Origin of the sequence: Chroococcidiopsis thermalis PCC 7203 (genome assembly GCF_000317125.1) — a bacterium.
Lineage (GTDB): Bacteria > Cyanobacteriota > Cyanobacteriia > Cyanobacteriales > Chroococcidiopsidaceae > Chroococcidiopsis > Chroococcidiopsis thermalis.
This window is the reverse complement of record NC_019695.1, coordinates 6,207,214-6,229,362: the sequence shown is the minus strand read 5'-3', so window position 1 is coordinate 6,229,362 and position 22,149 is coordinate 6,207,214. Positions and strand designations below refer to the sequence as shown.

General features: G+C 45.1%; 20 protein-coding genes. 10 read left to right on the top strand and 10 right to left on the bottom strand.

Annotation, left to right across the window (positions count from 1 at the left end):
* The first annotated feature begins 191 nt into the window (after positions 1-191).
* The 3 genes from CHRO_RS27110 to CHRO_RS27100 all read left to right on the top strand — a co-directional run bounded on the left by CHRO_RS27110 (position 192) and on the right by CHRO_RS27100 (position 4,309).
* Positions 192-2,423 carry a peptidase domain-containing ABC transporter gene (locus CHRO_RS27110; RefSeq protein WP_015157422.1) on the top strand — a complete coding sequence of 744 codons (2,232 nt, stop codon included), beginning with the start codon at positions 192-194 and terminating at the stop codon, positions 2,421-2,423.
* Positions 2,424-2,473: 50 nt separating this feature from the next.
* Positions 2,474-3,985 carry a beta-barrel domain-containing protein gene (locus CHRO_RS27105; RefSeq protein ID WP_015157421.1) on the top strand — a complete coding sequence of 504 codons (1,512 nt, stop codon included), beginning with the start codon at positions 2,474-2,476 and terminating at the stop codon, positions 3,983-3,985.
* Between the two features lie 129 nt (positions 3,986-4,114).
* Positions 4,115-4,309, top strand: coding sequence for a hypothetical protein (locus CHRO_RS27100; protein WP_041462659.1), 195 nt, complete (start codon positions 4,115-4,117; stop codon positions 4,307-4,309).
* Positions 4,310-4,316: 7 nt separating this feature from the next.
* Here the strand turns inward: CHRO_RS27100 and CHRO_RS27095 are convergent, their stop codons facing one another.
* Entirely contained in the window at positions 4,317-6,068 is a 1,752-nt protein-coding gene (locus CHRO_RS27095; RefSeq protein ID WP_015157419.1) for an ABC transporter ATP-binding protein, read from the bottom strand.
* Positions 6,069-6,210: 142 nt separating this feature from the next.
* Between CHRO_RS27095 and CHRO_RS27090 the strand changes: the two genes are divergently transcribed.
* Together CHRO_RS27090 and CHRO_RS27085 are read left to right on the top strand one after the other, a co-directional pair.
* A complete protein-coding gene (locus CHRO_RS27090; RefSeq protein WP_015157418.1) occupies positions 6,211-6,396 on the top strand; it encodes a hypothetical protein in 186 nt (61 codons plus the stop codon).
* Positions 6,393-6,665, top strand: a complete 273-nt coding sequence (locus CHRO_RS27085; RefSeq protein ID WP_015157417.1) for a hypothetical protein — start codon at positions 6,393-6,395, stop codon at positions 6,663-6,665. Before CHRO_RS27090 ends, CHRO_RS27085 begins: the two co-directional genes overlap by 4 nt.
* A gap of 29 nt (positions 6,666-6,694) precedes the next feature.
* Here CHRO_RS27085 and CHRO_RS27080 read toward each other — a convergent pair whose 3' ends face one another.
* Both CHRO_RS27080 and purM read right to left on the bottom strand, forming a co-directional pair.
* Positions 6,695-7,954, bottom strand: coding sequence for an MFS transporter (locus tag CHRO_RS27080; RefSeq protein ID WP_015157416.1), 1,260 nt, complete (start codon positions 7,952-7,954; stop codon positions 6,695-6,697).
* Positions 7,955-8,122: 168 nt separating this feature from the next.
* The gene (purM, locus tag CHRO_RS27075; RefSeq protein WP_015157415.1) at positions 8,123-9,154 is read right to left on the bottom strand and encodes a phosphoribosylformylglycinamidine cyclo-ligase; all 1,032 of its coding nucleotides are present in this window, start codon (positions 9,152-9,154) and stop codon (positions 8,123-8,125) included.
* 484 nt (positions 9,155-9,638) lie between these two features.
* Here purM and CHRO_RS27070 point away from each other — a divergent pair, with 484 nt between their 5' ends.
* Entirely contained in the window at positions 9,639-10,697 is a 1,059-nt protein-coding gene (locus tag CHRO_RS27070; protein ID WP_015157414.1) for a septal ring lytic transglycosylase RlpA family protein, read from the top strand.
* Positions 10,698-10,799: 102 nt separating this feature from the next.
* Positions 10,800-12,482, top strand: a complete 1,683-nt coding sequence (locus CHRO_RS27065; protein ID WP_015157413.1) for a bifunctional pantoate--beta-alanine ligase/(d)CMP kinase — start codon at positions 10,800-10,802, stop codon at positions 12,480-12,482.
* On the opposite strand, the gene CHRO_RS27060 is transcribed toward CHRO_RS27065, so the two are convergent.
* Complete coding sequence (locus CHRO_RS27060; RefSeq protein ID WP_051033317.1) at positions 12,470-12,745, bottom strand: retropepsin-like aspartic protease family protein; 276 nt, start codon at positions 12,743-12,745, stop codon at positions 12,470-12,472. The genes CHRO_RS27065 and CHRO_RS27060 overlap by 13 nt on opposite strands.
* Positions 12,746-12,771: 26 nt before the next feature.
* A complete protein-coding gene (locus tag CHRO_RS31380; RefSeq protein ID WP_051033316.1) occupies positions 12,772-12,993 on the bottom strand; it encodes a hypothetical protein in 222 nt (73 codons plus the stop codon).
* Positions 12,994-13,472: 479 nt separating this feature from the next.
* Between CHRO_RS31380 and petE the strand changes: the two genes are divergently transcribed.
* Positions 13,473-13,892 (top strand): plastocyanin, encoded by a 420-nt coding sequence (petE, locus tag CHRO_RS27055; RefSeq protein WP_015157412.1) that lies wholly within the window; start codon positions 13,473-13,475, stop codon positions 13,890-13,892.
* A gap of 274 nt (positions 13,893-14,166) precedes the next feature.
* Here the strand turns inward: petE and CHRO_RS27050 are convergent, their stop codons facing one another.
* The 5 genes from CHRO_RS27050 to nagA all read right to left on the bottom strand — a co-directional run bounded on the left by CHRO_RS27050 (position 14,167) and on the right by nagA (position 18,839).
* Positions 14,167-15,645 carry a CoA-acylating methylmalonate-semialdehyde dehydrogenase gene (locus CHRO_RS27050; protein ID WP_015157411.1) on the bottom strand — a complete coding sequence of 493 codons (1,479 nt, stop codon included), beginning with the start codon at positions 15,643-15,645 and terminating at the stop codon, positions 14,167-14,169.
* Positions 15,646-15,788: 143 nt separating this feature from the next.
* Positions 15,789-16,244: an orange carotenoid protein N-terminal domain-containing protein gene (locus CHRO_RS27045; protein WP_015157410.1), complete on the bottom strand. Its 456-nt coding sequence runs from the start codon at positions 16,242-16,244 to the stop codon at positions 15,789-15,791.
* Between the two features lie 209 nt (positions 16,245-16,453).
* Complete coding sequence (locus tag CHRO_RS27040) at positions 16,454-16,837, bottom strand: DUF423 domain-containing protein (protein ID WP_015157409.1); 384 nt, start codon at positions 16,835-16,837, stop codon at positions 16,454-16,456.
* 89 nt (positions 16,838-16,926) lie between these two features.
* Positions 16,927-17,619, bottom strand: a complete 693-nt coding sequence (bchM, locus tag CHRO_RS27035; RefSeq protein ID WP_015157408.1) for a magnesium protoporphyrin IX methyltransferase — start codon at positions 17,617-17,619, stop codon at positions 16,927-16,929.
* A gap of 50 nt (positions 17,620-17,669) precedes the next feature.
* Positions 17,670-18,839, bottom strand: a complete 1,170-nt coding sequence (gene nagA, locus CHRO_RS27030) for an N-acetylglucosamine-6-phosphate deacetylase (RefSeq protein WP_015157407.1) — start codon at positions 18,837-18,839, stop codon at positions 17,670-17,672.
* A 137-nt stretch (positions 18,840-18,976) separates the two neighbouring features.
* Here nagA and purE point away from each other — a divergent pair, with 137 nt between their 5' ends.
* The gene (purE, locus tag CHRO_RS27025) at positions 18,977-19,495 is read left to right on the top strand and encodes a 5-(carboxyamino)imidazole ribonucleotide mutase (RefSeq protein ID WP_015157406.1); all 519 of its coding nucleotides are present in this window, start codon (positions 18,977-18,979) and stop codon (positions 19,493-19,495) included.
* Positions 19,496-20,399: 904 nt separating this feature from the next.
* Positions 20,400-21,959, top strand: a complete 1,560-nt coding sequence (locus tag CHRO_RS27020) for an ammonium transporter (RefSeq protein ID WP_051033315.1) — start codon at positions 20,400-20,402, stop codon at positions 21,957-21,959.
* Positions 21,960-22,149: the final 190 nt, after the last annotated feature.

The window sequence follows — 22,149 nt, the reverse complement described above, 5'->3', positions numbered from 1 at the left end:
ATTATGAGTTTCTGAGCTACAGCCTTATACTCTTCTGTAAGGGTAGGGTCGTTTTATTCTCCATAGAATAAAGTTTACAAGAAGGGAGACTAGGGAAAATCAAAGATATTTTTCCTTAGCTCCCGATTTCTTTATTAATAAAAGTTCTTCCAAATAAAACAGCCCTGATTTATCAAGGGCTACTCATCAACATGAAATACCAACTTGTCAATCAACACAGTGAAGAAGACTGTGGTGCAGCCTGCATTGCCACCATTGCCAAACACTACGGGCGCACCTTTGCCCTCAACCGCGTGCGAGAAGCAGTTGGTACGGGGTCTCGGGGGACTACCCTACTAGGGTTGAATCGGGGAGCAGAAACTTTAGGATTCAATGCTCGCCAAGTCAAAGCAAATCCTCAAATACTCGATCGCTTGCACCAAGCACCACTACCAGCCATCATCCACTGGAAAGGCTACCACTGGGTTGTTTTGTACGGACAAAAAGGGAAAAAATATGTCATTGCCGACCCCGCCGTTGGTATCCGCTACCTGAGCCGCGAGGAACTAGTCAAAGGTTGGACTAATGGTACGATGCTACTGCTCGCACCAGATGACAGCCGCTTTTACGAACAACCAAACGATAGAGTTAGCGGTTTTGGGCGCTATCTGAAGCGCGTTCTGCCCTATCGGTTCATTCTCGCTCAGGCAATTGCCATCAACATGACCATTGGGCTGCTTTCCCTTGCCACTCCCTTAATGATGCAATTGCTCACCGACGACGTGCTGGTGAGGGGAGATACCCAACTGCTAACTACAGTGGCAATTGGGGTCGTTACGATGAATCTATTTAGAAGTGCGATTGGTTTAGTCCAGTCTCACTTGATCGGTCACTTTGGTCAGCGACTGCAATTAGGCTTGATCTTGGAATATGGGCGAAAACTCCTGCATTTGCCCTTATCGTACTTTGAAGGACGGCGCAGTGGCGAAGTCGTCAGCCGGATTGCCGATGTTAACTCGATCAATCAACTGGTTGCCCAAATTGTTCTCGGTTTACCCAGCCAATTTTTTATTGCCTTGGTTTCCCTCAGCTTTATGCTCTTCTATAGCTGGGGACTTACCATAGCTTCCTTTGCTGCCTTTGTCATCGTCACAATCGTTAACCTGCTTTTTCTCCCTGCCTTGCGCCAGAAAACCCGCAACCAAATTGTCTTAGGCACGGAAAACCAGGGTTTTCTGGTCGAAACTTTTCGCGGTGTTCAGGTACTCAAAACCACCCAAGCCACAGAGCAAGCTTGGCAAGAGTATCAAAGCAATTACGGTCATCTTGCCAACTTGGGCTGGAGTACGATGAAGTTAGGGCTTTACAGTAGCACTATTACTGGTATCCTCTCCACTTTTACCAATATTGGTGTTCTCTGGTTGGGCAGCTACCTAGTAATTAATCAAACATTATCTATCGGTCAGTTGCTGGCATTTAACGGCATGAGCGGTAACTTTCTCGGTTTTTTAAGTTCAGCCATTGGGTTGGCTGATGAGTTTATTACTGCCCAAATTGTCATCCAACGCCTCACAGAAGTCATCGATGCCACTCCAGAAGATGAAAATGACTTCAAAAAACCTTGGACAGACATTCAGGGCGATGCGGATATTATTTGCACTAATCTCAACTTTCACCATGCAGGTAGAGTTGACCTGCTCGAAGATTTTTCCCTCAAGATCCCTGGCGGTCAAGTTACAGCTTTGATTGGTAAATCCGGCTGTGGCAAAAGTACTCTTGCCAAACTGACTACTGGCTTATATTCTCTCCAATCTGGCAACATCCGCTACGGTGATTATAACCAGCAAGACCTCTCTCTCGAATGCCTGCGACAGCAAGTCGTTTTAGTGCCGCAAGAACCCCACTTCTGGAGTCGTTCCATTATTGACAACTTCCACTTTAGTTATCCCCACATCACTTTTGAACAAATTGTGAGGGCTTGCCAGATTGCAGGTGCAGATGAGTTTATTAGTAACCTGCCCGATAAATATCAAACAATTTTAGGAGAATTTGGTGCGAATCTCTCTGGGGGACAACGGCAGAGACTAGCTATAGCCAGAGCCATAGTTACTGACCCACCGATACTAATTTTAGATGAATCTACTGGCGCTCTCGATCCAGTCAGTGAAGCTCAAGTACTAAATCGACTGCTGCACCATCGCCAGGGCAAAACGACGATTTTGATCAGCCACCGTCCCAAAGTGATTGGGCGAGCCGATTGGATTGTGCTGCTAGAAGCAGGACGCTTGAAAATCTCTGGCACTCCAGAGGAACTACGCTATCAAGTCGGCGACCACTTAGATTTTCTCGATGACTTTACTCCAGCAACAAATGGTTTAGCCGGAAAATCTGCCTCGTATTCTAACGGTAAGTCTCCCACTATCACTCAAGCTCCAGGCTACTAATGACTAATTGATAATTACTGTTTTTGATTAGAAATTACGAATGATCTATTATGACTAGCCGCTCCAATTCTCATTTTCTACCTCTAATTCAAGAAAACGGATTTCTCCCGCCACTCGGTCGTTGGACTAATGTAAGTGGATTATTAATTCTTGCTGTTGTCTGGTTAGCCGTTCCAATTGCCTCAGTAGCTAAATATAAGGTCACGGTAAAAGCGCAGGCAGTCGTCCGTCCGGCTGGAGAATTGCGGCTCGTTCAGGCAGCAACCGCAGGTTCGGTGATGCGGATTTCTGTTAAAGAGAATCAAGTTGTTAAAACCGGAGATGCGATCGCCACAATTGATGACTCGAAGCTACAAACTAAAAAGAGTCAACTAGTTAGTAGCATTGGACAGAGCCGCCTACAACTCGTTCAAATCAATGCCCAGATTAGCGCTCTCGATAGCCACATTGAAGCAGAAACTGACCGGATCGATCGCGCTGTTGCCTCAGCCCAAGCGCAACTGAGCAGTCGCAGTCGAGAATATCAAGACAAGAAAACTATTGCTGTTGCTGACGTTGCAGAAGCTTCTGCAAACATTAGAATAGCTCGGGAGGAATTACAAAAAGCTCAGGCACAATTAGGCGTGACTCAGGCGAATTTCAGAGCGGCGATCGCTGGCTTCAAAGCAGCTCAAGCGAAGCGAAACCGATATGAGAGTGTCGCTAAAGTCGGAGCGCTGTCTCGGGATCAGTTTGAGGAAGCACAACTAGCTGTTGACCAACAACAACAGGCAGTTGAGGCGCAAAGAGCGGCAGTCCAGACGCAAGAACAAGCGATCGAGGGGCTACAAGAAGCAGTTACAGCAGCCCATGCTAAACAGCAACGCGCCCAAACTTCCCTGAATCCCAGTCAGGCAGAAGTCGCGATCGCCGAATCGCGTATCGCTCAAGAAAAAGCTTCAGGAAAAGGTAGTATTGCTACATTAAACAAAGAACGCGATGCCCTGATCGGACAACAAATTGAAATTCAAAAACAGCTAGAGCGCGACAAAAGCGAACTCCAACAAGTAAAATTCGAGCTAGGACAGACTAACATTACCGCTACATCTGACGGTATTATTTCCAAGCTGAACTTGCGCAATCCTGGTCAAACTGTAATTTCTGGTGAGGAAATTGCCCAAATTGTGCCAACTAATGCACCCTTGGTCATTAAGGCAGCGATCGCGCCTCAGGAAAAAAATAAGTTGAATGAAGGTCAAGACGTACAAATGCGGGTTTCTGCCTGTTCTTATACAGACTACGGCACTCTCAAGGGTAGGGTGAAGGCAATTTCCCCAGATGCCGTTGTGCCTCAAGGAAATGGTGCTTCTACGGCAACCTCTACAACGACTACCAGTCAAACAGCGACTGCTCTTCCTAGTTTCTACGAAGTCACGGTTGAGCCAGAAAGTCTTTCTTTAGTTCGGGGCGATCGCCAGTGTTCTATCCAGTTAGGAATGGAGGGTAGAGTCGATATTATTTCTAGAGAAGAGACTGTACTCCAATTCTTTCTCAGGAAGGCAAGGCTAATTGCAGATTTGTGACCAGAAGTCATGTTTTAAACTTATTGTTAGCATTAAACTATCCTATTGTTGAGTTACCCTTTATTCTCATTGATACTAAATTGATGTTTATCAGATTAATTGAGTTTAGTCCGCAAGCGGTCTAATGAAATGGAAGACTCTCAATTCGTTATTTTTATCGTCTTTGGTTGTATCTGGGTTGTGATGGGAACTGCGGGTGTAATTGCATTGCTAAAATCTGACGGTCAAGAAATTCGTTTTGGTAAATGGGGATTGATAGTTGCTCTACCAATTATTATCCCCATCGTCATTGCACTTGCTTTTGGCGCGTTCTACTACAACTAGTTCCGGTTTACTGCAAAATCTCTTGTAATTGGTGCTGGTTCCACAAATTTTGATATAACCCTGGTTGTTGAACTAGTTCTTCATGCGTGCCAGATTGAACGATCGCACCCCGATCCATCACCAAAATCCGATCGGTAGTAGCCGCAGCTGATAGTTGATGAGAGATAAATATCACAGTTTTGCGATCGGTTCCTGTGGAAAGATTATCTAAAATCGCTGTTGCAGTCTGATTGTCAACGCTAGATAAGGCATCGTCTAAAATTAGTACCGGAGCATCTACAAGCAAAGCTCTAGCAAGCGCTGTACGCTGTCTTTGTCCACCGGAAAGGGTAATCCCTCGTTCGCCCACAATTGTTTCGTATTGCTGCGGAAAATTGAGAATTTCGGGATGAATTTGAGCTTGCTTGGCGCAGTATTCTACATCAGATTGTTCTGCGAGCGGATCGCCATATCGAATATTATTTTTAATTGTGGTACTGAAGAGAAAACTATCTTGTGGTACGTAGGCGATCGCGCGACGTAAATCTTTCAATGTAATTTGAGTAATATCTTGCCCATCTAAAAATAATTGTCCTGGGTCAATTTCTAAGAGATGAGGTAGAGCATTTGCTAAAGTTGATTTTCCCGAACCAATTGGTCCTACAATTGCGACTGTCTCCCCTGGCTGAATAGAAAAGCTGACATTTTGTAATGATGGTGTACCAGAACCAGCATATGTATAGCTCAAATTGCGTGCCGTTAACTCTCCTTTTATTTCTTCTTTTGCTAATGAAATCGCGTCGGGTTTATCGTAAATCTGAGGTTTGACTGCCAGAACAGATTCTACGCGATCGATACTGACTTCTCCTCTTTGATAAGCTGTAATGGTAAACCCAAGTAAAGCGGTGGGAAAAACGAGTCTTTCGACATAAAGTATGAGTGCTATAAAATCACCAACACTTAAACTGTTATTTGCAATTTTTCCCGCTCCAAACCACAATAATAAGAGCAGACTAACGTAAGAAAAACCTCCAACTAGGGGAAACAAAGTATTACGAGTTTTGGCGAGTTTTAAATTTGCCCCTAATAACCTGGAATTATTTTGCCGAAAAGCTAGGCGTTCGTTTGTTTCTTGAGCGTAGATTTTAATTAATGCCATCCCGCTCATATCTTCTTGAATTAATTCGCTAATGTCAGATAGTTCTTCTTGGACTTCTGCTTGTTCGTTACGGAGGCGATCGCTAAATAACTGTACCACCACCAACATCACTGGATAAATTGCTACAGCAGCAAGAGTCAGTTCGACATTAATTTGTAACATGAAAGGTAGCGTCAACGCATAAGCAAAGATCGTGTTGACAATACTCAGTACTGCAAAACCTACCAATCGCCGAATATTTTCGACATCACTTGTAGCGCGGTTGATCAAATCTCCCGCTGTATTTGTGTTGAAATAGGTAGGTTCCAGCTTCAAAAGATGTTGAAATAGCTTTTGTTTCAAGTCAAATTCGACTTGTCGTCCTGCACCAAACAGGGCAATCCGCGATACCATGCGGATTACCCACATGACAGAACTCAAAACAATTATCAATCCGACAAACTGTAAGACTTGGTCGAACCTAAATTCTCCCTGAAGGCGCTCGATAATGTCGCGAATTAATAGTGGAATGTATACTCCGACGGCGTTAACTACAAATAAAGCCACAACCCCTATGAGAACTTGTTTCCAGTGGGGACGCAGGTAATTGAGGAGTTTAGAAAAGCGAGAACGTTGAGCCATGACCGCCGCATGAAGGACTTTGCTGATTCTAGAATTATTGCAGTTATAGTTGTCTTCTGGCTGTTGGGGGAAGTTGGACTAAGCAAGCGGCTTCACAGTGTAAAATCCCTAGAAGCAATCTGTCAGCCAGTATAAAATCATAGTGGAACCTACTGAAGCCCAATATCTCATTCTGAACGCCCTGGAAACGCTAGAGCTACTACAAAGAAGGGTTTACGATCCAGAACAAGGCTTTTGGATAATTGAAACGCCTAATTCCGTGTTACCAATCGCTTTTTTGCTACCAAATGGTGAAATCGTTCCTATTACATGGTTTTTAGAGTCATGAAATCTACAGAAACAGAAAAACAGCAGTACGCACGAGTTAAAGAACTGCTGGACATATCTCATCAGCGTTATTTAGCAGCAGGAGGCGAACCAAAAGGCACTCATAGCGGTCTTCCTGGTGAAGATTTTCTCACGGCAACAGAAAGGGAAGAGTTAGTAAAATTAATGCGACTGCTAGCTGGTACTCGTGTAATTGCTGATGAAGTTCACTGTCAAGGACGGGTTTGGAAAGTACCTGTACTTGAAGCAAAAAATGAAAATCTGCCATGAATAATCAACAGATTGAGCGTTTTTCAGCACTAAGGCGATTTCGATCGCAACCGATATGGGACTTCCTGCCAGAATAGCTTAATTGCGATCGCGCCGCTAATCAACTGAATGCCACCAAATACAGCCAGCGATACTCCAAATCCAAACCGTAACAATTCTCCGAATATTAAGCTGCCAATACCAAATCCCGTAAACAAGACAAATACTTTCAGTCCCATTGTTTGACCTAAACTATTGCTATCTCCCAAGTCAGTCACGATACCCACAAATAAAGGTTGCGTCAGGTCGTACCCTAAAGACAAGATAAGCACTGCGATCGTCGTTCCAATCGGGGGAATCTCAAAAATCATTGCAATTCCCGCTAAGGCTGCCATAATTAATCCTGCTGGAACCAACCAACGCCGTCCCCAACGATCCACGGCTCGACCAATTAGAGAACTGAGCAGCAACCCAGGAATACCATAGCCGAGAATAGTCAGACCAATGCTCAATGCATCCATGTTGTAGCGTTGCGACAAGTACAACCCCAGCCAGGTATACACGCCAGAGTGGTAGATGCCGTTCCATAAAACATAGGCATAAGTCCGTTTACCGCGAAAACTACTTAAGATCTGGCTATAGCCTCTAAATATCTGGCGAATCGTCGGTAATTTTTCTACTTTGGCTGTATCGAATAAAGCGCCGTAAAGATGCAGCCGCCAAAGGACGAAAGCAGCGAAAACAGCCGTCCCGATAAATAGCGATCGCCACCCAATAAACGGTTCGAGAATCGCGCCACCCGCAGAACCCGCTGCCATTCCCCCTTCCATAGCTGCGAAAACCAGCCCTAATTTACTACCTCGCTGGTCGAATGGAAACAAATCGCCAATTAAGGCAAACGTGAGTGGAATTACTCCACTAGCTCCCAGTCCTGTCAGCAGTCGCCAAATTACCATTTGCGAAGCTGTTTGAGCTGTTGCAGTCAAAGCCGTGCAGATGACAAAAATGATGAGCGAGATGCGAATCACCGACCATCTGCCAAATCGATCTGACAGCACGCCGTAGAACAATGCCATCAGCGCGTAAGCCAGCATATAGGCTGGAACGATAATGCCAATTTCTTGAACTGGAACGTTAAAGACTTCCGCCAAACGCGGAATCAGGGGAGCGATCGTATATCCTTGCAGAAAAATTAGACCCGCCGCCAGCGAGAGTAAGGCAAATAGGCGGTTATGCTGCTTTAAACGAATCGTGCGATCGACTGCTTCAGCGTGAGGTAAATGCTCAAGATGTTCTTTGCGGTTTGACATGGGTTTTGAGTATTTCAACTCACTGCCCACTCTAAATGTCTAGATGCTAAAAACTTAGTATCTAGCTTGGAGAGCCAAAGCCAAAAATTGGCAGAGCAATGATTGTCACAAAAGTTAAAGTTTCATGACAATTATGTTACCATCACTTGCTTTTCTACCTTGAGAATTTCAGTCTTTAGGTATACCCTCAACGGTTCCACTACCAGCAATAACCTCTCCAATTGCAAACGCTTCGACATCTTGAGAGTCAAACCACCGCAGCGTCTCTTCTACAGCTTGGGGAGGAACGATCGCCACGTAGCCAATCCCCATATTAAAAGTATTGAACATCTCCTTCTGACTGACTCCACCAACTTTCGCCAGCCACTGAAATACTGGGGGAATTGTCCAACTGTTCGCATCCACGCGAATCGATTGTCCCTTATCCAAGCAACGGGGTAAATTTTCCGGTATTCCCCCACCCGTAATATGTGCCATTGCATGAATTTCGATCCCAGATGCGATCGCGCCCAATACGGGCTTGACATAAATCCGCGTTGGTGTTAAAAAAACTTCTCCCAAACTTTGACCGGAAAACTCTTCTGGGCGATCGCTCCAAGCATATCCCCCCACCTCAACAATTTTCCGCACCAAGCTGTAACCGTTACTGTGGACACCTTGACTGGCAAGCGCGATCGCCACATCGCCTATTTGTACCCTAGAACCATCGAGTAACTTGCTCTTGTCCACAATTCCAACACAAAAACCCGCCAGATCGTACTCTCCTACCTGATAAAAACCAGGCATTTCAGCGGTTTCACCCCCCAACAGCGCACACCCCGCCTTTTGACATCCCAAACTGATGCCGCTAACTACCTGTGTCAGTTGCTCCGAGTTGAGCTTTCCCGTTGCTAAATAATCCAAGAAAAACAGCGGTTCTGCCCCAGAAGTCAGTACATCATTCACGCACATCGCCACTAAATCAATTCCTACCGTGTCGTGACGGTTGAGCGCGTGAGAAAGTTTCAATTTTGTGCCGACTCCATCTGTCCCAGAGACTAAAACTGGCTCCGTGTAACCGCTAGGGAGTTGAAAATAACCTCCGAAACCTCCCAATCCCCCAATCACTTCTGGGCGATGGGTGCGATGCACGAGCTGGCGAATGCCTTCAACAAATGCTCTACCAGCTTCAACATTAACCCCTGCTGCTCGATAATCCATGCTGCCAGTTTCCTCAATGCGGCAGATAGCTCCGCTTCACGCATCAGCATTTTATCTTAATTTTGCTGCGCGACAGCATTAGCATTCTACGTGTTGCTTGAGGGCGATCGCCTGTTTAAATATCACTTTATAGCTAAAAAGTTAAGTTTTAAACCAATATTTATTTACTTTTACTCTTTTTTAAGTATTTTAAGTAATATTAATTTTATTAAAAAATAATTTATTTGGTTAGAGAGACAGAAAAGCTGATTTTGCCTCTCTGTAAAGGTTTTATGCTTTGCTTTACAAAAACTTTTTATTAAAATTAACAATTTCCCCTTGACATTACCGATCCTCAATGCAAAAACTTCGTGGTAGTCTGTTGCAGTTGAAACTTCAACATAAAAGCGTAATGAGTACGAGTTGGTGGGTCAGTTTGAGACCATTCAGTGGTGTCCCCGCGTAACTCTTGCCGAAGTCGAGGAGTGCAATTCACAACGGAAGCATGAAAAAGCAAATTTTATTAACAACCGTTGCTCTGCTTACTACTGCCGTAGGCGTACCCCTGTCATGTTATGCAGAATCGCTGAATGCAGATTCTTCCAGAGATAACAGACAGGAGATCTCCTCAGCAGTGCAGGCTCAACCGCAGAATGTTGAGAAAGTAGGCGAAACCCAGTCCAGAGGCGAATCTAAAGCTAAAGAAGCCACGGTCGCCAGAATCCAACCCCACGAAAGGGGCGATCGCCAAGCAGTGACGCTGTACGTGCGTAACATACCCGTACTGACGTTTTTAGGCGACAAACAAGCAGCAAAAACTACCAAAGTCGGACAAACCCAGAGTGCCGAAAATGCTGCTGACAAAACAACCCAAGTAGCAACAACAGGCAAGTTACCCAGCATCGAACCAACTTCAGCGAATAATGCCCCCATTTGGCAGGCAGCAGCAGTAGCAGCTAGACTCAACCAAATAAGTGCAGATGGTGTCGATGCCAGCAAAATTACAGTCAAATGGAAAGACACTGGCAAATCTAATGCTCAAAAAGCATCAGAACGCTATGAGATTGCCATCGACGGCAGAAAACTAGTAGCAGTTGATGCGGATACCAGACTACCAGAGCAGAATAAGAAAAAACTATCAGACGAGGCATTACAAGCCACTAACCGCTTGCGGCGACTCTTAGGGAATGCTCCGCCCCTCAAAGAAGTGGCAGGAATGCCAGAACCCAAGCGATCGCAGCCACAAAATATTGCTTTCGCACCAGTGCGTGCCGTCCTGAATGGAGTTGCCTCTTGGTACGGTCCTGGTTTCCACGGCAATCGCACGGCTAACGGCGAAACTTACAACCAAAATGCCCTTACTGCTGCCCACAAAAGCTTACCCTTCGGGACGCGGGTACGAGTCACCCACGCGGGAACGGGTCGCTCAATTGTAGTCCGCATCAACGATCGCGGTCCCTACATTGGCGGTCGCATTATCGACCTCTCCGCCGCCGCCGCCCGCGTCCTCGGCATAGCTAGTTCGGGTGTTGCCCCCGTGCGAGTTGAAATCTTGGGAAGATAGGAGCGAGGAGGAGCCAGCGCGCTGGCTCCTCCTCACCCCACACCCCTCTTCCGATCTGCTCTACAATAGAGTCGGGTTGAGACTAAAACAGAGGGGGTATTGGTGCGTCTGTTTGCAACAGTTGCAGCATTACGCTGTTACTTAAGCGTGTTGAAAGCAGAAGCTAAGCGAAATCTAGCCGCTTCAGCTGAGATTACCGTCGGTTTAGTTCCGACGATGGGTGCTTTACACGCCGGACATTTAAGCTTGATGCAACGGGCGCGGCAGGAAAATGACATTGTGGCGGTCAGCATTTTTGTCAACCCGCTGCAATTCGGTCCCACAGAAGATTATCAACAATACCCGCGTCAGCTAGAAAGCGATCGCCAACTCTGCGAGCAAGCAGGCGTTGACATTATCTTTGCTCCCACTGCCGAGGATCTGGGGATTGGGGAGAGAGTAAAGGGAGACAAGGGAGAGGGGGGAGACAAGGGAGACAAGGGAGAGGGGGGAGACAAGGGAGACAAGGGAGTAATTACCAATTACCAACTACCAATTACCAATTACCAACTAACTCAAATCATCCCACCCGAAGAAATGACCTCAGTATTGTGCGGTGAATCACGTCCAGGGCATTTTCAGGGTGTGGCGACGATCGTGACTAAATTGTTAAATATTGTCCAGCCGAGCCGAGCGTATTTTGGTCAGAAAGACGGACAGCAGTTAGCCATTATTCGGCGGTTAGTGCGAGATTTAAGTTTACCAGTCGAGATTGTCGGCTGTCCTACAGTGCGGGAAGCATCGGGGTTGGCAATGAGTTCTCGCAATCAGTATTTAACCCCAGAACAAAGAGAACGAGCATCATATATATATCGCGGTTTGCAGCACGCTCAAGCAGCTTTTATTGCTGGAAAGCGCGATCGCCAAACTTTATTAACAACTGTAGAGCAAGTACTTGCGCTGGCTAAGGGAGTGGCAGTAGAGTATCTGGAGTTAGTACATCCTGATACGTTACGACCAGTGAACAGAGTAGAGGAAGCAGGCACGATCGCGGTTGCCGCACGAGTAGGAACGACGCGGTTAATCGACAATATAATTTTGCGCGATCGCCAGCCGATTGTCGCCATTGATGGTCCGGCAGGAGTCGGCAAATCAACTGTATCGCGGTCGGTAGCGCGGGAGTTGGGGTTAGTCTACCTCGATACGGGAGCTATGTACCGCGCCTTAACGTGGTTGGTTTTAGAGTCGGGAATTTCAGTTACGGATCGGTGTGCGATCGCGGAATTAGCAAATCGGTGCGAAATTCAACTGGCTGCTAGCCTAGATGCAGCGCAACCCGTAAGAGTTTGGATTAACAATCGCGAAGTGACTTCAGCGATTCGCAGTTTGGAAGTAACGGCAAATGTATCTGCGATCGCGGCAATTCCAGAAGTGCGACACGTTTTAGTCAAGCAACAGCAGCAGTGGGGACAAAAAGGCGGCTTGGTGGCGGAAGGACGAGACATCGGCACGCAGGTTTTTCCCGATGCCGACCTGAAAATTTTCTTGACGGCTTCCGTGCAAGAAAGAGCTAAACGGCGGCAGCAAGACTTTTTAGCTCAGGGACAGCCACAGGTGAGCTTGGAACAACTAGAACGGGATATTGCCGCGCGAGATTGGCAGGATAGCAATCGCGAGGTTGCGCCATTAAAAAAAGCTGCTGGGGCAGTTGAGATTATTACTGATGGCAAGAGTATTACTCAAGTCATTGCAGAAATTGTCTCGCAGTACGACCGAGTTTTTGCGAGAACCGATCAACGCGGCTGAAATTCCACTACATCTCGCCTAATCGTTACGTCATAATCTTCAAAGAAGTTCTGTCCCAATAGTGGATCTCCTTCAGTAATCGAAACTTTTGGTTCGCGAACTATAGCCTTGCCGACACTCATTGAAGCTACCTGTCCAATGGGGAATTCTACTATATCGCCATTGGCAATTTGTGCTTTGTGCGTACCAATTGGAACGACTCCTAACGCTTGTGCCATCTCCGTCGTGATTGTGGTTTGAGAAGCCCCAGTATCTAAAAGCATCTCAAATTTTTGCTGACCGTTAAAAGTTACGTCAATAACTGGTATTCCACTTTCACGACGCTTGATTTTTGCTTGAAATTCGCTAGCGTGAGCCGAATTTTTTTTGGTAGACCGCAAACAGTAGATAAGTCAATCGTCTGTCCGGCAGAGTCAAGCATAAAACATCCATCTGCTTCTTGGGCGATCGCGGTTGTCTGAAATAGAGCTATTCCAGCAAGGGGAAGAAACAGCCTCAGTAATTGTTTCATATATGGTCAAATAGAAATTTTAGATAAAGCTGACAATAAATTTGTCATTGGTCATTTGGTAAAGATGAAGCACAAATGACTGGGTAGCAGCTATTGAACATCACCAAATTTATCCGGTGCGGCTGAATTGTAATTAGCAGTAGCTACTTATAGTTCTAGGAGCGCATCTCTATTTATTAAAATAAGCTTAAAATTTTGGGAATTCTTCCGTGATCCTGCTAGTCGGATTATGAAGATATTACAGATTTATTAAAAGCTGTGGCTTCGGGTTTCACCTATTGAGGCTAAAAGCAGAGGCGATCGCCTCACAGCAACCGCCTCACAGCAACCAGTTATGGGTTACTTCCGACTGCTGCCTGCTGCTTTTAAGCCTATGTCGTGAGAGTGAGAATAAATTAGCCAGAAAGAGAATGAAGAATTAACATCCATAGTTGATAAAATTAAGTATGACGAATTGTCAAACCTGTTTGGAGAAGGTCATGAAACTATTTGCTGCAACTTTGCGGCGCTTGGGTTTAGCTGTTTTAACCATTGTTTTGGTTGCTAGTAGCTTTGCATTCTTTTCTGCCCCTGCCGCTGCTGAAACTTTTCAAGTTAAGTTAGGTACAGATAAAGGGATGCTGGCGTTTGAGCCATCCAAGCTGACTGTAAAGCCAGGGGACACCATTGAGTTTGTAAACAACAAAGTGCCTCCCCACAACGTTGTTTTCGATACAGCTGGCACTCCTAACAAGAGTGCGGATCTGGCAAAATCTCTGTCCCACAAGCAACTACTGATGACCCCAGGTCAATCAGTTTCAACCACTATTCCCGCTGATGCTCCTGCTGGGGACTACACCTTCTACTGCGAACCTCATCGTGGTGCTGGAATGATTGGTAAAGTTACGGTTGCTAGCTAGAAAGATAGCTACATCCTACTGGGAATAACCGAGCCATCTATATATCGTATAACAAGCCAAATGCCTCAGAGAGTCACCACCAATGACTTTCGAGGCATTTAAACTATGAACCGTTCGCAAAATTGTTTAAAGTCGCTCAAAATGAAAAAGAACTTAGCATAAGAACTACAAAAATGACACTGCCACCAGGTCTAAATAGTTCTGGGTTGTTAAGATATTAGCGTACGTATAAGGCGATATTATTTTGACTTTTGACTTTTAACTTTTGACTTTTTCAAAACTGTCTCGACCAATTTTGTCGCCAGCGCTCTACAACAACTTTAGTCTGGGTAAAAAATTCAACTGCATGGTGTCCCTGTCCGTGCAAGTCCCCAAAGAAACTTTCCTTCCAACCGCTAAAGGGAAAAAATGCCATCGGTGCGGCAACACCAATATTAATCCCGATATTACCAACTTCGGCTTCGTAGCGAAATTTTCGTGCAGCTGCACCAGAAGAGGTAAACAGGCAAGCCATGTTACCATACTGACCGCTGTTGATAAACTGAATCGCCGCTTCTATGCTGTCGAGGTGAATCAGTCCTAAAACGGGACCAAAAATTTCAGTACGGGCGATCGCACCTGCTGGATCGATATCTTGTAAAATTGTCGGTTTAATAAAATAACCATCAGGATAATCAGAAATTAGCGATTCTCGACCATCTACTAATGGTTTTGCCCCTGCGGCGATGCCTTGCTCTACTAAGTGCTTAATTCTCGACTGACTTTCAGCTGTAATTACGGGTCCCATCTGTACGCCTGAATCTAAGCCGTAACCGACAACGCGAGAAGTTGCAGCTTGAGCGATCGCCTCTGTAAATGTTTTTCCTGCTTCTCCTACCGTCACCGCTAACGAAGCCGCCAAGCAACGCTGTCCCGCACAACCGAAAGCGCTATCAGCAACAATTCGAGTAGTCATGTCTATGTCTGCATCTGGCAATACGATGATTGGGTTTTTTGCCCCTCCTTGACATTGGGCGCGTTTGCCGTTAGCAGTGGCACGACTGTATACGTATCGAGCCACAGGTGTAGAACCGACAAAACTAATCGCCCGAATCACTGGAGAATCTAAAATCGCATCGACAACTTCTTTTGCACCGTTAACCAAATTGACAACACCCTTTGGTAGTCCCGTTTGTTCTATCAGGTGCATGACTTTTTGCATTGTCAGCGGGACTTTCTCTGAAGGTTTGATGATATATGTATTACCACAGGCGATCGCATAAGGTAAAAACCAAAACGGGATCATTCCCGGGAAATTAAACGGTGCAATAACTGCGGCAACTCCTACAGGTTGGCGGATGACAAATTCGTCAATTCCTTTAGCAATATCTTCCGAGTACTGTCCCTGCATCAAAATTGGGATACCGCAGGCAACTTCCACATTCTCAATTGCTCGACGCATTTCCCCTTTTGACTCTTCTAGAGTCTTGCCACATTCTTGAGTAATTGTCCGAGCGATGTCTTCAAAATTTTCGTCTAATAGAGCTTTGAGTTTAAATAAATATTGGATTCGCTCCGTGGCTGGCGTGCGTCGCCAACTGCTAAAAGCGTTAGCAGCAGCGGTAGCGGCTCGATCTACGTCGGCGGATGTCCCCAAGGGAACTTGAGCGAGTAACTCGGTTGTGGCAGGATTGATGACTTCTAGATATTCATTTGCACTAGAGTCGCACCATTCACCGTTAATGTAGTTTTGGAGAATTGCGGCGGAACTCATAGTCATCACCTGGTTATTAGCTGCGATCGCTAAATCATATTTTACATAAGTAGGGGCGCACAGATGTGCGCCCCTACCCGTGCGCCCCAATGCTTATTTACGATTTAACGTGTTGTCTTAATTATTCTGAAAATGGCGATCGCTTATTTAGCACCCATCTCGACAACGGCACTACGCATAAAATTAAGCCGCTGCTCAAATTCAAGCTGTTTGATTTGCTCTACAAACTCATTTGTTTCTGCGGGTGGTTCGTAATCAGATGGTACGCCAATAATTCTACCGTCTTCCATTCCTTGTGCTAAGCGCAACCAAAGATCTAATTTGCCACTAGAAGCCAAAGCACTGTAGGCACGGCTAAGATCTGTGTCAGCACGATTAACAATATCGCGCTGTGCTTGCAGCTGTTCTTCTTGTGAGAGTGCAACAAATTGATCGAATACTGCTGCTGCGGTATCCTGTGTGGAAGTCTCGTTTGCAGGTGTTAGCTTATCTTTAAGATCGAGATACCCAAACCACAACAATCCAAGTTTGGTATCGGCATCATAACGGTTAAACTGCTCTAGCGATCGCTTTGTACTTTCATCAGTCGCGTAAGTCATAAAACTCTCCGATTGCAATAATTGCTGCTTGCTAGCTGGCGAGGTAAACTTTTGTAACCTCTCTCATAGTTTTAGTGCAGCGATCGCCTCACTTAACCTTGCTAGAGACAGATATGGAGATTTCAACTTACGACAGATGAATTTGTTATTTATCATTTGTGAGTAGCTAGCCACCAGCGTTCATCGCCACTCTTCACTACTTACTTAACTTACTTATTATTTAAGGCAGCGATCGCCAATGCACCCCACCCAGCAATAAAAGCTGCTCCTCCTAGTGGAGTAATTGCACCGACGACCTTAATTCCTGTTAAGCTTAAGGCGTACAAACTGCCGGAAAAAATTAGAATTCCAATCATAAAATTCCAGCCAGCGGCTATTAATGCAGGCTGAGCAAATTCTTCGCCACTGGTTCTAATTAATAAAGCCACGAATAGAAGTGCTAGAGCATGATACATTTGATATCTAGCACCAGTTTCAAAAATTTCTAGCGATCGCTCAGTTAATTTTTCTTTTAGAGCATGAGCGCCAAAGGCTCCTACACCAACAGATAAACCACCAAATATAGCAGCGATCGCCAGAAAGAATTGACCCATCAGCCAATAACCTATATTCCAGACTTTCTTATTATTTCATCTCTTAATTCAAGGACTCGCTGGCTTTATAATTAATTCCGATTTGGAAATCATTTTCGAGTTGCTTCTATTAAACGAGAAAAATAGAAGCGAGTCTTTGTCATTGCCTGACGCTGCACGGAAAAACCGTTTTTTTCTAAAATTTTGATGACTGTTGATGCTGGGTGTAAATAAGCACGGGTAGCTTTACTTGCACCAGGAAAGAAACTACCAACTTTTTTCAGCAAACTAAGCGCAAAAGTTTTTGGGGCAAAGCTCAAAATTATGCGCGTCTGTGCTAAAGAACAAAGATGAGAAATCATTTGCTCTACTTGTTCTTGAGGATAATGGATTAAAACATCAAGACAAATCACAGTATGATAGCGATCGCTTAGTGTTTCTAAATCTTGCACGGTCAGAGTCAGATTCTTGACCAAATCTCCCAATTCTGCTCTAGCTTTGTCTTTGGCTTCTGCTACCATCATTTCTGACAGATCGCTAGCGTACACCCTAGCACCTGCCTGCGCCAGAGGAATGCTGAGGCTACCCACTCCACATCCTGCATCGCAAATAGATATTTCTGACAAATTGCCATCTGCTTGCAACCAACCAATAACAGTATCTACAGTTTGTTGGTGTCCGTTGCGAATATCGAGTTGGACTTTGTTAACGTCATTGGTAATACCATAAATCCGTCGCCAGCGATCGAATCCCGTTGTATTGAAATATTCTTTAACAATCGTTTTATCGTCTGTTGCAGTCATATAGATAGGTTATTATTTTGGTTCACAAACCTTAAATTTATCACTATATGTCACTGCAATCTCTTCCACGTCAGTTCTTTGCTGTCTGGTTTTATCTGCCAGCGTAGGAGTTGATGAAAGGGAGTACCGAGTTGAATTGTGGGAAGATCGATCGCCTGTCGCGGTACGGTGGTGGCAAGTGCGATCGCTGTAGCTACGTCACAAAGATCCCAGCGAACTAGGTTCTGGACTCCTACGAGTAGTGGTAGAGTCGTACCAGTCAAAGTACCATCGAACAGTCTAGCCGTACCGTTTTTCACGTCTATTTGCCGCGTATCCCAAGGATAAACACCGTCTGAAAGCCCCAGAGGTGCTAAGGCATCGCTGACAAGAAAGATTCCTCGTTCGTAACAGCCAGCGCGAAGTAATACTTGAATCATTGTGGGGCAAATATGTTGTCCGTCAGCAATTAATCCACATTTCACTTGAGGATGTACCAAGGCAGCACCTAACAATCCAGGTTCTCTGTGGTGGAGTCCCGGCATGGCATTAAAAGCATGAGTTACCATTGTTGCCCCTAGTTTAAATGCTTGTTCTGCCTGAGTTGCCGTGGCAAGCGAATGCCCGAGGCTGACTGTTATACCGAGAGAACGCAAATAGGTTATGGCTTCGCCCGTGGGATCTAATTCTGGGGCAAGGGTGATAACTTTGACTATACGAGCGTATTCGCCTAAAAGTTGCTGAATGTATGGAATTGTCAGCGTTAATAAATATTCTGCTGGATGAGCGCCGCGCTTTTGTGGGTTTAAAAATGGTCCTTCAAGGTGGACTCCTAAAACTTGGGCAGTTGGTAGAGATGTGGTTTGCCGCTGCATATAGTTAGCAATAACAGCTAGCGATCGCTGTATATCTTCTACAGAAGTCGTCACTAATGTGGGTAAATAAGCATCTATGCCTTGTTGCCACAAGTATTCAGAGATTTTTTGCAGTTTATCGATATCGGTCGGTTGCAAATCTGTAAATGCTAAGCCTAGCGCCCCGTTAATCTGCAAATCGACTCCACCCAAAGATATCCAATCTGCTGCTAAATTGATAATTTGCAAATCGGCAGGCGGAATTTTTTTAATAAATCGATCCATTGGTTCAATTGCGGAAATTTGACCGTGTAGATCGATCCGAATTCCCTGCAATTGCGCGTAACCAGGCACGCGAGCGTTGATAATATCTACTGCATGAGTCATCGAGCGGTCACCCTTATCCAAAAAATCTATCTAAATTCCAGTGCCAATTTAGTTTATAACTAACCCTATCTCTCTATTTCTCGCCAGGTCGAACCAATGCATTCCTCACTCCTCATCCCTCACTCCTCACTCCTCTTATGACTCAACCCCAAATTGGCATTATTATGGGTAGCGACTCCGATCTGCCGACAATGCAAGATGCGATCGCAGTTTGCGAAGAATTTGCTTTAGCCGTAGAAGTGGCGATCGTTTCTGCCCACCGTACCCCAGAACGAATGGTAGAGTATGCCCAATCTGCTCATCAACGCGGACTCAAAGTTATTATTGCTGGTGCTGGTGGTGCTGCCCATTTACCAGGTATGGTTGCTGCTCTCACACCCCTACCCGTGATTGGCGTTCCCGTAGCTAGCCGTCACTTACAGGGGCTAGATTCGCTTTATTCAATCGTGCAAATGCCTGCGGGGATTCCTGTAGCTACAGTGGCGATCGGTAATGCGAAAAATGCTGGCTTGTTAGCCGTACAAATTTTGGCAGCTCATCAACCAGAGTTATTGACAAAGGTACAAAAATATCGTCAAAGCTTGGCAAATACTGTGATGGAAAAGCAAGCAAAGTTAGAACAGATAGGTTATCAAAAATACATAGCTAATTTGTAGTTCACGATCTCCGAGTTTGTGCTGAAAGCATGAATAACAGTCATCTCACCCTGCCTACAAACAACAGGTATCAAATAACAGGTATCGAACAACAGGTAATATTTCGTTCAAAGGAAGATCCTTTTTTTGTTCGCTGCTTTACGTTAAGCCAGATAAGCGATAAATTGAATCCGAGTAGCTCTTAGCTCTGTTCAATACTTATGGCGATCGACAAGGGCTAACTATCAATTGAAACCACGGACATTCTAGTTAAGCGCGAGTGATGTCTATGATGCAAAGGTAAGTGCAACCAAAATGCTTGCTTACCTAAATATACTTAGCGATATGCAATAAAATATACTGAAATTTAAAGGGTTGGACGGAGATGGAGCGATCTGAAGTCAAGTCACTGAGAGCGCATCAGTTCAAGCACTCAGTTTGACTCAATCCCTTTACTGGCAATACTTTTGCCCTAGTTGCATTGTTTGAATTTTCTGGGCTGTATTTTGCTGTATTTAGATTTGTCAGGAAATCTTGATTTAATGTAACTAATGATACAGAATCAAAAATAGAAAAAATACAAAATCTTAATTCTAATACACAACAAGCTAATGGTTTTCACGGGTAAAAGTGTTAACTTCAATCTGCCCCTACTGGTGTATACATACTTTTTTGTAGATTTAAACCTACAGCAATGAGTAGCGCCAAGTTTTGTGGTAGTTAGCTTACAACTGAAAAAACACCACGAGATCGACAGCATCTGGTTATTGAGTTTAAATATAGCCGCTTCTGAATCGAGAATTGGTAGCTAATCAGCCACTTTATAGAGTTTTTGCCCGCTTGAGGATAGTTACAAGTGATGATGTTAAAACTAAGACCCAAAAATAAACGCAGAATAAATAGAAAGCGGCTACCTGCTGCTGGAATGAAGCGTTTATCTCAGCATACATCTCTATTCACGCAGCTAAAGTTAGCGGTGAAGCGATTGTCTCCTTCTTGGCAGGCTTGCATTCCCCTAACAGTAGTTATTGTGCTGGCGTGGGGTTATGCCGCAGTTGCCCAAGATGCCGCACCTGCAAGTCAAGATAAAGTAGCGGAGGAATTACAAAATCTCAAGGTAGGAATAGATACTCTTTGGGTGTGTATTGCTGCTTTTTTAGTGTTTTTTATGAATGCTGGTTTCGGGATGTTGGAAACTGGCTTTTGCCGTCAGAAAAACGCTGTTAACGTCTTGTCAAAAAACCTAATCGTATTTGCCCTTTCTACCGTGGCGTTTTGGGCAATTGGATTTGGTTTAATGTTCGGCGATGGCAATCCCTTCGTTGGTACGACGGGCTGGTTCTTAGCGGGAGCAGATAACAGTCCGGCAACGGCAGATGCATACAAAGGCGTGTTTGGTGCGCTCAACTGGGCAGGAGTACCCTTGCTTGCCAAGTTCTTGTTCCAACTTGTATTCGCTGGTACTGCTGCTACGATTGTTTCGGGTGCTGTAGCGGAACGGATCAAGTTTGTTGACTTCTTAATCTTTAGCGTATTGTTAGTCGGGGTTGCGTACCCAATTACAGGTCACTGGATTTGGGGTGGCGGTTGGTTGGCAAAAGCTGGATTCTGGGACTTTGCTGGTTCCACTGTAGTCCACTCTGTAGGTGGTTGGGCGGCTTTGATGGGTGCGGCGTTCTTAGGACCCAGGATCGGTAAATACCAAAATGGCACTTCAGTCGCCATGCCCGGGCATAACATGAGTATTGCCACTCTAGGCTGTTTAATTCTGTGGTTGGGCTGGTTTGGTTTCAACCCTGGTTCTACGATGGCAGTCAGCCCCAGTATTGCTCATATTGCAGTCACGACTAACCTAGCTGGTTCTATGGGTGGTATCGCTGCTACTATTGTTGCTTGGCTTTACTTAGGTAAACCTGACTTGTCCATGATTATCAACGGGATTCTGGCGGGTTTGGTAGCAATTACTGCTCCTTGTGCTTTTGTTAGCGTGCCTTGGTCGGCGGTAATTGGTCTAATTGCTGGTATCATCGTTGTTTTCTCCGTTACCTTCTTCGACAAAATCAAAATTGATGACCCTGTAGGTGCAACCTCCGTTCACCTTGTCTGCGGTATATTCGGGACTCTGTGCGTAGGTTTATTTGCTGAAGGTCCAGGTGGAGCGCTGAACTTGTATGAAGACGGATTGGGACCTGCGAGAGGATTGCTGCTCGGTGGTGGTTTCTCACAACTATGGGCGCAGTTCATCGGTATCATCACCGTTGGTGGTATGACTGTCCTGTTATCTACTATCTTTTGGCTAGCGCTGAAAGCAACTTTGGGAATTCGCGTGACTGCCGAAGAGGAATTTGAAGGCTTGGATATTGGCGAACATGGTATGGAAGCATACAGTGGCTTTCTCAAAGAAACTGATGTGACTGGGTTTGCTGATACTAGTGCTACTAATATGGGTAAGCGAGCTGGCGATGTATCTAGTAATCCTTACTAGGCTGTTTAACTAAACTTTTTCTAGTTCGTAGCTAGTTAAGTAAAAATAACCTGCTGTCAGTTTCAATCCAATTGAAACTGCTAGCAGGTTTTTTATCGCTCTATCGCAAGGGGGATGACAGCAGGTAAAATGTATTCCTGAACACAGAATCGTGGCTTAGATATTGATGGAATGGTATCCACGCGGCATA

What these genes read in the sequence shown, in the direction of transcription:
- CHRO_RS27110 (WP_015157422.1), top strand. Translation starts at nt 192, where the DNA reads ATGAAATACCAACTTGTCAATCAACACAGTGAAGAAGACTGTGGTGCA.
- CHRO_RS27105 (WP_015157421.1), top strand. Translation starts at nt 2,474, where the DNA reads ATGACTAGCCGCTCCAATTCTCATTTTCTACCTCTAATTCAAGAAAAC.
- CHRO_RS27100 (WP_041462659.1), top strand. Translation starts at nt 4,115, where the DNA reads ATGGAAGACTCTCAATTCGTTATTTTTATCGTCTTTGGTTGTATCTGG.
- CHRO_RS27095 (WP_015157419.1), bottom strand. Translation starts at nt 6,068, where the DNA reads ATGGCTCAACGTTCTCGCTTTTCTAAACTCCTCAATTACCTGCGTCCC.
- CHRO_RS27085 (WP_015157417.1), top strand. Translation starts at nt 6,393, where the DNA reads ATGAAATCTACAGAAACAGAAAAACAGCAGTACGCACGAGTTAAAGAA.
- CHRO_RS27080 (WP_015157416.1), bottom strand. Translation starts at nt 7,954, where the DNA reads ATGTCAAACCGCAAAGAACATCTTGAGCATTTACCTCACGCTGAAGCA.
- purM (WP_015157415.1), bottom strand. Translation starts at nt 9,154, where the DNA reads ATGGATTATCGAGCAGCAGGGGTTAATGTTGAAGCTGGTAGAGCATTT.
- CHRO_RS27070 (WP_015157414.1), top strand. Translation starts at nt 9,639, where the DNA reads ATGAAAAAGCAAATTTTATTAACAACCGTTGCTCTGCTTACTACTGCC.
- CHRO_RS27060 (WP_051033317.1), bottom strand. Translation starts at nt 12,745, where the DNA reads ATGCTTTTAGATACTGGGGCTTCTCAAACCACAATCACGACGGAGATG.
- CHRO_RS31380 (WP_051033316.1), bottom strand. Translation starts at nt 12,993, where the DNA reads ATGAAACAATTACTGAGGCTGTTTCTTCCCCTTGCTGGAATAGCTCTA.
- petE (WP_015157412.1), top strand. Translation starts at nt 13,473, where the DNA reads ATGAAACTATTTGCTGCAACTTTGCGGCGCTTGGGTTTAGCTGTTTTA.
- CHRO_RS27050 (WP_015157411.1), bottom strand. Translation starts at nt 15,645, where the DNA reads ATGAGTTCCGCCGCAATTCTCCAAAACTACATTAACGGTGAATGGTGC.
- CHRO_RS27045 (WP_015157410.1), bottom strand. Translation starts at nt 16,244, where the DNA reads ATGACTTACGCGACTGATGAAAGTACAAAGCGATCGCTAGAGCAGTTT.
- CHRO_RS27040 (WP_015157409.1), bottom strand. Translation starts at nt 16,837, where the DNA reads ATGGGTCAATTCTTTCTGGCGATCGCTGCTATATTTGGTGGTTTATCT.
- bchM (WP_015157408.1), bottom strand. Translation starts at nt 17,619, where the DNA reads ATGACTGCAACAGACGATAAAACGATTGTTAAAGAATATTTCAATACA.
- nagA (WP_015157407.1), bottom strand. Translation starts at nt 18,839, where the DNA reads ATGACTCATGCAGTAGATATTATCAACGCTCGCGTGCCTGGTTACGCG.
- purE (WP_015157406.1), top strand. Translation starts at nt 18,977, where the DNA reads ATGACTCAACCCCAAATTGGCATTATTATGGGTAGCGACTCCGATCTG.
- CHRO_RS27020 (WP_051033315.1), top strand. Translation starts at nt 20,400, where the DNA reads ATGAAGCGTTTATCTCAGCATACATCTCTATTCACGCAGCTAAAGTTA.